The organism is Streptomyces atratus, from assembly GCF_014648655.1.
GTDB classification, from domain to species: domain Bacteria; phylum Actinomycetota; class Actinomycetes; order Streptomycetales; family Streptomycetaceae; genus Streptomyces; species Streptomyces atratus.
The window spans coordinates 559073-568141 of the sequence record NZ_BMRN01000002.1 but is presented as its reverse complement, the minus strand read 5'-3'; the positions used below and the strand labels follow the sequence as shown (position 1 = coordinate 568141).

The following is a 9069-nucleotide window of genomic DNA, read 5'->3' as shown; positions in this document are numbered from 1 at the left end:
GACGCTGCCGTACCTGCCCGAAGGAGCCGATGTGTCACTGACGGAAGCTAGCCATTCCCGACGCGGGGATGAGGCGTACGACGTCCTCATTGCCCATACCTATGACTGTGCGTCGTGCCAAGCGAAGGCGCCCTGTCCCACGGCGGTCCTGTTCACGCGGGCATGGCGGGAGGCCCGCCGATGAAGACGGAATCGACGAACGTCATCACCTGCCACTGCTGGGACATGGACCCGAAGACCAAAGCACGGTGCACCCTTCCCCCGGGACACAGTGGTCCGCACTACACCCCCTACGCCCGCCAGTCGTGGGACCGCCCCGGACCCACCTGGCGCTGACTCCCGCTCGCAGCTGACGAATGCGCCGACCAGCTGCGGGCGGGGCACGCCCGTACCCGAGGCCGGCGGTGGCCGGGGTACGGGCGGGACAACTTTCACACGGAAGCGATGACTGGCATGGAGAAGACGGACCAGGTCCTCAAGCAGCGAGGCCGAGATAGAGCCAGGCCCGATTCGGCACGCCGTCGACCGCTCATCACCGCTGCGGCCGTGCTCGTGTTCGTCTATGTGGCGGTCGTGTTCGCTGCCATGCACCGCCCGATCTGACGGGGCAGAGGTATCTCGCGGGCGCCGCGGTTGGCTGTCAGTCGGGCCAGCCGACCAGCATTCATCAGAGGAACAGGTCCGGAACTGAGACTTGCCCTGGCTCCGGGCCGCCCGCACTGTAACCAGACCGCCCCGGTCGGCTGCCCCCGTTAACCGGCCGGGGCTCATTCCTGTACGAGGCGGCGAGCGGTACACCGATCGCATCGGCGGTTCGGATCAGAGTGTCGCTGCAGCGGTCAGGGGGCAAGGCGGGTGGTGCACCTGCCCACGTCCCCCGGCCGTGAGCGTTTGTCGTTAAGGCCAACAAAAAAATGGTTGATCTTGCGGGTGCGGGGTATCACCCCCCTTTTGCTTGCGCATCGGCGTTCGCGTGTCCGCCTGATTGCGCCGGATGACGCCATGACTTGGTCAAGGCGTCCCGCCCCGCACCCGGTATGGGTGCGGGGCGGCTACCGTTTAAAAACGGAAGACCCCCACCGATCTGCGCGGTGGGGTCTTCTCGCTCTGCGACCCTGGCCTCCCCGCCGGGGGCTCGCAGGTTATGGAAGGCGCGTGTCAGGCGTGTGCGGGGAGATACTCCTGCCCCTCCTGCCCCGTACCTTACGCGGTCAAGGGGCGCATCCACCCCTCTCGAACGAGTGATGAGGAGTGTTCACTTTTTGGGGATGTGGCATCCATGTGGCATCGATCATGAAAAAGGCCCTCCGGCCGATCACGGCTGGAGGGCCCGTTCAGGCTTTCACCTGCGGTTTCCTACTGTGGGCGCGGACGGTTTCGAACCGCCGACATCTGCTTTGTAAGAGCAGCGCTCTACCCCTGAGCTACGCACCCGTGGATGAGGCAACAGCGTACATGGACTACGGCCCACGGTCACAAACGGTGCCGGGTACGGCAGGGAACGAGGCGGCGGGGTGCGTGGCGCGACCCGGGTGGCCGTGGCGGCGTCCGGGGGATATCCCCACCCCTCATACGGTAGCCGTCCGGATTCTGCCGGGTGGGCCGGCATACGTACGGTGAGGCGCACACCGTCGGGACCGCCCGCGGTACGACCTGGGGGAAAGATCACCGTGGCACTCCGTACCCGCACTCTCATCGCGTCCGGTGGGGCCCTGCTGCTCGGTCTTGCCCTCACCGGCTGCGGCAGTACTGATCCGGGCGACGCGCCCGCCGAGCACAAGTCGTTCGCGCTCAGTGGGAAGACGCTGACCATCGACTCCGGTCACACGTCTCTGGAGCTCGTACCGGCCGACGTACGGAAGGTCGAGGTGACCCGTCATGTCGACGGGTGGGTGGTTCTCGGGAACGGGCCCGACCCCAAGTGGAAGATGCAGGACGACACGCTCACGCTCCAGGTGAAGTGCAGGGCGGTGATCAGCGACTGTGCCGCGCAGCACCGGGTGAAGGTGCCACGCGGGGTGGCGGTGGTCGTCAAGGGGGACAACGGGAAGGTCGTCGCGTCCGGCTTCGACACTCCCCTCACACTCCACGCCGACAACGGAAAGGTGACCGTCCGGGACTCCAGCGGGCCGCTCGAGCTGGCGAGCGACAACGGCGGCATCGTCACCGAAGGGATCTCGGCCAAGTCCGTGTCGGCCCGGTCCGACAACGGCAGGATCCGGCTGGGGTTCGTCTCCGTGCCCGATCTCGTGGACACCGAGAGCGACAACGGAGGGATCACCATCGATCTGCCGGGCGGCTCCGTGAGGTATGCGGTGGATGCCGTCGCCCACAATGGACGCGTCTCGGTGGACGCGCCGCGCAGCGACAACAGCAGCCACGTGGTGAAGGCCCGGAGCGACAACGGCCAAGTCACGGTCCGAAGCGCGAACTAACCGGCCCGTGTGTTCGTCCTTACCTGGTGGGAGAATGTACCGGGCAGGGCGAAACGGCACGGGAGAGGGATGTGACGGCGACACACGCGCGGCCGCAGGCGAGAGCGGGTGAGAGTTCCGCCGTCAGGGATGCCAGGGGTATCGGGGACGTCCTCGCGCTGATGCTGCTGCCGGTGCCGCTGCTCGCCGCCGCGTTGCCGGCCGCGTTCGCCGGTGGTGGTACGAGGCGCTGGTTCGGCGGGCGCGGGGAGAATCAGCGCGCCGATGCGCAGGCCGCGAAGGACGCAGCAGCCGCCGCCTTCTACGAGCTGGACACGGCCCAGCGCGATCTGCGGATCTCGATCGAGACGATCACCGCGGTGGACAGTTCGCCCGGTGCGCGCAAGGCCGTGGATGACTTCGCCGCTCTCGGGCGGCGGATCGACGAGGCCAGTCATACGTACATCACCGCGGTCGACGCACACGACCTGGACCGGGACGATCTGGAGCCGGCCGTCGCGGCCCGTGCCAGGGCCGAGCTGACCACGGCCAAGGACGAGCTGGTGCGGGTCAAGGGTGAGCTGGACCGGTTCGCGCAGGGGCTCGGGCCGCTGCTGGGCAACGCTGAGACGCAGCTCGCCCGGCTCGCGCCCGCTGTGGAGCGGGCCCGGCAGGCGCTTCTCGGTGCGAGCAATGCTCTCGATGCAGTGCGGGCGTCCGGACTGCGGGCGGACGACCTCGCCGCGCGGCTGGCGGCCCTCGCTCCCGAGCTGACCAAGCTCAACCAGGGCGCCGGCCGGCACGGCGTTCCGGAGACCCTGCAGCGCGCCGATCGGGTGCTGCGCGATGCCGAGGCGGTACGGGCAGAGGCGGCCCAGTTGCCCGAACGGGCCGCCGAGATCGACCACCGGCTGGTGTCGCTGCGTACTCGCGCCCAGGCGTTGACGACCCGGACGGGCTCCGTGGAGCCGGTGCTGAGCGAGCTGCGGCGGCGGTTCGCTGCAGCGTGCTGGCAGGATCTCCAGCCGGTGCCGGAGCAGGCGGCAGCCAATGTGCGCCAGGCCGAGGAGAAGCTGAAGGAAGCCGCCACGGCGCGGGACGAGCAGCGGTGGGCCGATGCGACCTCCCGGCTGAGCACGGTGCGCGCCCTGCTGAACGCCACCGACGAGGCGGTGTCCGCGGCCGGCGACCGGCTGCACAGGCTGAACGAGGTGGCCAAGGACCCGCAGCAGGAGATCCAGCGAACCCGGTTCGCGATCCGGGACGCCCAGCGCCTGGCCATGGCCGGGCGCAACACCCCCGATCCGCGTCATGCCCGTCCGCTGGACGATGCCGTGGCCCGGCTGGAGCGCGCCGTCGCCGGTCTGGAGGGGCGCCACCCCGACTACTGGCACTTTCTGACCGAGACCGATGCGGTACGGCGGACGGCGGCGCGGGTGGTCTCCGAGATCCGTGAGGAGCGCGGGGCCGGCGGGTGACGTGCAGGGCGGCGACAGCCCTCCTGACTCGTCGGGTTCCGATACGCCGGGTTCGGGTCCTTCGGCCCTTCTGATGTGCGTCGGCATCCCCGTGGACGGATCCTGGTAGTACGCGCGAAGGAGGCCGATATGGCCAGCCATGTACTGCACGCCACCGGGCGACGGACCCCGCGGCGCCGCCGTAAGGTCACCCAGCTCGACAAGCACCTTCCGCTCGATCACCGGCTGAACCGCGTCTACCGGGTCGGGGCGGGACTGATGGGGCTGGTGCTTCTCGCCTTCGGAATCCTGGGGCTGATCGACGAGATCGGCTTCTTCAACACCGGCGGTGCCACCGTCGCCGGCCTCAACACGAACGGTGCCCTCAGCGTCCTGTCCATCTGCGTCGGCCTGCTGCTGTTCATCGGGATGGTGATCGGCGGCAACTTCGCCTCGACGCTCAACATGATTCTGGGCATCGCCTTCATCCTCAGCGGATTCATCAATCTCGCGCTGCTCGGGACCGACTACAACTTCCTCGCCTTCCACATGCAGAATGTGCTGTTCAGCTTTGTGGTCGGCCTGATGCTGATGATGTTCGGAATGTACGGGCGGGTCAGCGGCGGCCTTCCGCACGACAACCCGTACTGGCGGGCCCGCCACCCCGAGGAGGCCGAGCGGGAGATGCGGACGGGCCGGAAGGCAACGCCGACGACGATGCCGGTTGTCCGCCGTCCGTAACCGGTACCACGTCTCCGTACCACCGATCGGCCGTCGTGCCTGTCTGCCCCGGGCCGGCGCCGGATAGCCTGGGGTCATGCCTCGTTACGAGTACCGCTGCCGCTCCTGCGGAGACACGTTCGAACTCAGCCGCCCGATGGCTCAGTCCTCGGACCCGGCCTCCTGCCCCGCCGGGCACGCCGACACCGTGAAGCTTCTCTCCACCGTTGCCGTGGGCGGCTCGTCGGCCAAGTCCGCGCCCGCCGCGCCGTCGGCCGGCGGCGGGGGCGGTGGCGGCTGCTGCGGCGGGGGTTGCTGCGGCTGAGAGCGGGCAACCGGAGTCGCGGCCTGCGGCTCCTACCGCTTGCGGGAGAGCGTCAGCCCGTCCGACACGGTGAGCAGCACGCTGTCCATCCGCGGATCGGCGGCCACATGGTCGTTGAATTCCTTGATCGCCGCCGCTCCGCCGGTCGCCTGCGGGTCGGTCACCCCGCCGTGGAAGAGGACGTTGTCCGTGACGACGAGACCGCCCTGCCGCATCCTGGGCACCAGTTCCTCCCAGTACGGGATGTAGTTGCCCTTGTCCGCGTCCAGATAGGCGAGGTCGATGTGCGGCTCGGCCGGCATCGCCCGCAGTGTGTCGAGCGCGGGGGCGATACGGAGTTCGATCCGGTCGGCGACGCCCGCCTTCTCCCACGCCTCCCGGCCGTATGCGGTCCACTCCTTGGAGACATCACAGGCGATCAGCCGTCCGTCGGCGGGCAGAGCCTGTGCCATCGACAGGGCGGAGAAGCCGGTGAACGTCCCGACCTCCACGATGTGCCGGGCCCCGGTCAGCCGGACGAGGAAGGCGAGCAGCGGTCCCTGTTCCTCGGCGGACTGCATACCGGCCTGGTCGGGGAGGCGTGCGTACGTGGTCTCGACGAGCTCGCGCTGCACCGCGTCCAGCGGTGGGTTGTGCGCCAGCATGTAGGCGTACAGCTCGTCCGTGATCTTGGTTTCGTTGCCCTTGCTCATCGCATGCTCCTCGTCGGTCCCACCGGGCCGGGCTCGCGCCGCCCTGTCCTCACATATTGCTACTGCTGGACGAGGGAAGCCCCGAGGAAGTGGCGCAGGATCTCCTCGCCCGCCGCCACACCGTGCTCAGCCGTCACATCGACGTGCGGGGCGCTCCAGCCGGTGTCGGCGAGTTCGCCGTGGGCCGGGCGCCAGGCTCGGTCGGCGGCGAGGAGCAGGTCGGCGTCGAGGAGGCTGTCACCGGCGGCGAGGGTGAGCGTGGCGCCGGTGCGCCGGGCGACCTCGTTCATGGCGGCGCTCTTGGTGAGCGGGCCCGGCACGGCGTAGATCTTGCGGCCCTGGAGGGAGACGGTCCAGCCGCGAGTCTCCGCCCACTCCCCCAGTTCCTTGACCCAGCCCTCGGGCAGCAGCGCGCGTTCGACGACGAGATAGGCGAAGAGGTCCTCGGCGACCCGTTCCTTGAGCAGCCAGGCGGGGTCGGCCGCCGCCAGGAGATGGGCACGGACCTCGGCGAGCGAGGCGCATTCGTCGGCGAGCCTGCGGGAGACCCGCGTCTGCCAGTCGGGGTCGGATTCGCCGTCGACGAGGAGGTGTCCCCCGTTGGCGCAGATCGCGAACCGCGGTGCGGGACCGGGGAGATGGATACGCCCGTACTGCTCGCGGGTACGGGTGGTCGTCGGGACGAAGACCGTGGTGCGGGCGAGTTCGTCGAGCAGGGTCGCGGCCGTCTCGGTCATGTAGGAGAGCGGCTTGTGGTCGTACACCTCTACGCAGAGCAGCCGGGGGGCCTCGGCGTCCGGCATGGGGAGATGGAGCGCCGCCGTCGAGTAGATCAGGGTGCGGTCGAGGTCGCTGGCGACCAGTGTCACGGGGGCGGTCGCTGTGGCCGGAGTGGCCGCGCTGGCCGGGGTGGTCACTTCGACTCCACCGCCCGGCCGTCCGCGCCCGTCGCACCCCTGGTGTACTTCGGGTGGATCAACCCGACGCAGGTGTACGGGAGTTCGTCGACCTCCTCGACCGGTACGCCCCGCTGCTCGGCGAGCAGGCGGATGTGCTCGAGGTCGGCGCCCGCGCCGCGCTTGGCGAGGATCTTCCACGGGACGCGGCGCAGGAGTACACGGGTCGTCTCGCCGACGCCCGGCTTGACCAGGTTCACATCGTGGATGCCGTACTCCTCGCTGATGCGTTCCACCGCGGCCCAGCCCTCCCAGGTGGGTGCGCGATCGGCCGCGAGCAGCTCCTTGGTCTCGGCGTCCACGGCGTCGACGACCTCGTCGAAGTGGTCGGCGACGGTGTCGAGGAAGTGGCCGGACACATCGGTGTCCGCAAGCTCCCGGTAGAACTTCGCGCCGTGGAAATCGTCGGGTCCGACCAGGTCGGAGCGGAGGACGGTCCGCGAGATCAGCCCGGACACGGTGGAGTTGAGGCAGGCGGACGGAATGAGGAAGTCCTCGCGGGTGCCGTAGGTGCGGACGCAGCCGCCCGGGTCGGCCAGGACCGCGATCTCGGAGTTGAATCCGCCGAACCCGTCGAGCGCCGCGGACAGTTCACGCGTGATCGCCCCCTTGCCGGTCCAGCCGTCGACGAAGACGACATCCGCCGGGTCGTGGTGGGCAGCCAGCCAGCGCAGGGCGTTGGCGTCGATGCCGCGGCCCCGCACGATGGAGACGGCGTAGTGCGGCAGATCGAGTCCGTGCCGGTGCCGGGCCCAGCGGCGCATGAGTACGCCGACGGGGGTGCCGGCCCTGGCGAGCGAGACCAGTACGGGGCGAGCGCCGCGCTCGGCGAGGACCGTCTCGGTGACGGTGCCGACGGCGCGGGCGACGCGTGCGGCCGACAGGTCCAGCGCCGCCTTGAACAGGCTCTGGTACTGGGCGGACGGCTGGTACTCGACGGGGAGCGACTCGGCGTAGTGCGCGCCACCGCTCTGTATCGCCTCCTCGCGCTCCTCGGTGGGCGCCTCCAGTTCGGTGTCCGAGAGGTCCTGGAGCAGCCAGCCGACTTCGTCCGGCGCGTAGGAGGAGAAGGCGGGGCCGCGGAGGGGCTCGGGCAGCATGGGGGGTTCCTGCCGTTCGGAGACGTACGAGGGGAGGCCCGAGGGGACGTACGAGGGGACGATCGCGAGCAGGACGTGGTCGGTGTGCGCGGCGAGCTGCGCCAACAGGCCGTCGGGGGCATGGAGTTCGGGGGTGTCGGCAGTGGAGTCGACGGTCACGACCACGGCGTCGAAACCGGCGCCCGCGACGTTGTACGCGTAGCGGTCACCGGGGCCGTCGGCCGGATTGTCGTGGGCCGGGAAGACCAGCCGGCTGCGTATCGCATAGCCGGGATCGTCCACGGCGAGGACGGGGGAACGCGTGGTCGTCGAGTAGCGCACCTCGGCATCGGTGTGGTCCTCCAGGGCCGCGCCCAGGCGGAGGGGGGCGTACATCAGCTCCTCGAAGCCGAGGATCAGTACGCGGCGGGCGCCACCCAGTGAAGCGGCGATACGGGCGGCCATGGCCGGGAGGACCGGTTCGAGGGCGGCCCGGTGGGCGGGGGTGAAGCCGTGCCGTCCGCCGTCGGGCACACCGACGGGCCACTGGAGGTCCACCCGGGTGCACGGTCGGCGCCCCTGCTCGACGGCCGCTCGGGAACCGGCGGAACCGGCCCCCTCATGCGCGGTGACCAGTGCCTGGCCCTTCTCCAGGACGCCCTCCGGGAGGGTGACCGTGCCCGAGCTCCTCGCCACCAGGTCGACGCGCGCGCCGATCTCCGCGGCGAACTCGGTCAGCCTTCCGTGGTCGGCCGGCGACCGCATGTCCACCAGGGCGACGACGACGTACCGGCTCCGCGGGTATCGCTCGTGGAGCGCGCGGATGGTGTTGAGCACGGTGTTGCCCGTGGAGAATTCGTCGTCCACCAGCACCAGCGGCGCGTCTGCGTATGCATCCGTGTCTGCGTCCGCCGGGCCGCACTCGCCCGCCAGCAGGTTCGGGTCCTCCGGAAGCAGCAGGTGCGAGGTGGCGTGCGAGTGCGACTCCTCGAAGCCGCCCGCCCGCTCCACGCCCTCGACGGGGCGGCGCGTCGAATGCAGGTACGGCGCCACGCCGAGCCCGTCGGCGACCGCGTGGCCGAGACCGGTGGCCGTCTCGGCGTAACCGAGCACGACCGCGCGACGCGCCTCGGCGTCACCGAGGAGTTCGCGCACCCGGCGGCCGAGCTCGAATCCGACGCCGTACACCACGGAAGGCTTCTGCGGCACGTGCTTGCCGAGCACGTTCGACACGAGCAGATGGGCCCGCTTGGGGTTGCGGCGCAGGGCGAGGCCAAGCAGGTCCCTCAGCTCCCTGTCGCCGTCGGGCTTCCCGTTGCCGACGAGCTCGACGCCCAGTCGCTCCGCCACCCAGCTACCCGACCACACCACGTTCGCCGTCTCTTTCCTTGCCGCGCGCTCGCTCATCGAGACACGCTCGTTCCAC

General features: G+C 70.0%; 9 protein-coding genes and 1 tRNA gene. 6 read left to right on the top strand and 4 right to left on the bottom strand.

Going from position 1 to position 9069, the window contains the following annotated elements:
* Positions 1–180: 180 nt before the first annotated feature.
* Together IEZ15_RS05550 and IEZ15_RS05545 are read left to right on the top strand one after the other, a co-directional pair.
* On the top strand, positions 181–336 hold the full coding sequence (locus IEZ15_RS05550; protein ID WP_189274655.1) for a hypothetical protein: 156 nt from the start codon (positions 181–183) through the stop codon (positions 334–336).
* A gap of 117 nt (positions 337–453) precedes the next feature.
* Positions 454–603, top strand: a complete 150-nt coding sequence (locus IEZ15_RS05545; RefSeq protein ID WP_189274653.1) for a hypothetical protein — start codon at positions 454–456, stop codon at positions 601–603.
* A gap of 759 nt (positions 604–1362) precedes the next feature.
* Here the strand turns inward: IEZ15_RS05545 and IEZ15_RS05540 are convergent.
* Positions 1363–1434, bottom strand: a tRNA-Val gene (locus IEZ15_RS05540).
* A 236-nt stretch (positions 1435–1670) separates the two neighbouring features.
* Between IEZ15_RS05540 and IEZ15_RS05535 the strand changes: the two genes are divergently transcribed.
* The 4 genes from IEZ15_RS05535 to IEZ15_RS05520 all read left to right on the top strand — a co-directional run bounded on the left by IEZ15_RS05535 (position 1671) and on the right by IEZ15_RS05520 (position 4916).
* Positions 1671–2435, top strand: coding sequence for a DUF4097 family beta strand repeat-containing protein (locus tag IEZ15_RS05535; RefSeq protein ID WP_373302500.1), 765 nt, complete (start codon positions 1671–1673; stop codon positions 2433–2435).
* A gap of 71 nt (positions 2436–2506) precedes the next feature.
* Positions 2507–3892 (top strand): hypothetical protein, encoded by a 1386-nt coding sequence (locus IEZ15_RS05530; RefSeq protein WP_189274651.1) that lies wholly within the window; start codon positions 2507–2509, stop codon positions 3890–3892.
* A 129-nt stretch (positions 3893–4021) separates the two neighbouring features.
* Positions 4022–4612 (top strand): DUF4383 domain-containing protein, encoded by a 591-nt coding sequence (locus tag IEZ15_RS05525; RefSeq protein ID WP_114244341.1) that lies wholly within the window; start codon positions 4022–4024, stop codon positions 4610–4612.
* 76 nt (positions 4613–4688) lie between these two features.
* Positions 4689–4916, top strand: a complete 228-nt coding sequence (locus IEZ15_RS05520) for an FmdB family zinc ribbon protein (RefSeq protein ID WP_114244342.1) — start codon at positions 4689–4691, stop codon at positions 4914–4916.
* Positions 4917–4948: 32 nt separating this feature from the next.
* On the opposite strand, the gene IEZ15_RS05515 is transcribed toward IEZ15_RS05520, so the two are convergent.
* From IEZ15_RS05515 to IEZ15_RS05505, 3 genes are read right to left on the bottom strand one after another with little or no spacing between them, the layout of a single operon-like run.
* Complete coding sequence (locus tag IEZ15_RS05515) at positions 4949–5608, bottom strand: O-methyltransferase (protein WP_189274648.1); 660 nt, start codon at positions 5606–5608, stop codon at positions 4949–4951.
* Positions 5609–5667: 59 nt separating this feature from the next.
* Entirely contained in the window at positions 5668–6525 is an 858-nt protein-coding gene (locus tag IEZ15_RS05510; RefSeq protein ID WP_189274645.1) for an HAD family hydrolase, read from the bottom strand.
* On the bottom strand, positions 6522–9050 hold the full coding sequence (locus tag IEZ15_RS05505; protein WP_189274643.1) for a phosphoribosyltransferase: 2529 nt from the start codon (positions 9048–9050) through the stop codon (positions 6522–6524). Before IEZ15_RS05505 ends, IEZ15_RS05510 begins: the two co-directional genes overlap by 4 nt.
* Between the last annotated feature and the right edge of the window lie 19 nt (positions 9051–9069).

What these genes read in the sequence shown, in the direction of transcription:
- IEZ15_RS05550 (WP_189274655.1), top strand. Translation starts at nt 181, where the DNA reads ATGAAGACGGAATCGACGAACGTCATCACCTGCCACTGCTGGGACATG.
- IEZ15_RS05545 (WP_189274653.1), top strand. Translation starts at nt 454, where the DNA reads ATGGAGAAGACGGACCAGGTCCTCAAGCAGCGAGGCCGAGATAGAGCC.
- IEZ15_RS05525 (WP_114244341.1), top strand. Translation starts at nt 4,022, where the DNA reads ATGGCCAGCCATGTACTGCACGCCACCGGGCGACGGACCCCGCGGCGC.
- IEZ15_RS05520 (WP_114244342.1), top strand. Translation starts at nt 4,689, where the DNA reads ATGCCTCGTTACGAGTACCGCTGCCGCTCCTGCGGAGACACGTTCGAA.
- IEZ15_RS05515 (WP_189274648.1), bottom strand. Translation starts at nt 5,608, where the DNA reads ATGAGCAAGGGCAACGAAACCAAGATCACGGACGAGCTGTACGCCTAC.
- IEZ15_RS05505 (WP_189274643.1), bottom strand. Translation starts at nt 9,050, where the DNA reads ATGAGCGAGCGCGCGGCAAGGAAAGAGACGGCGAACGTGGTGTGGTCG.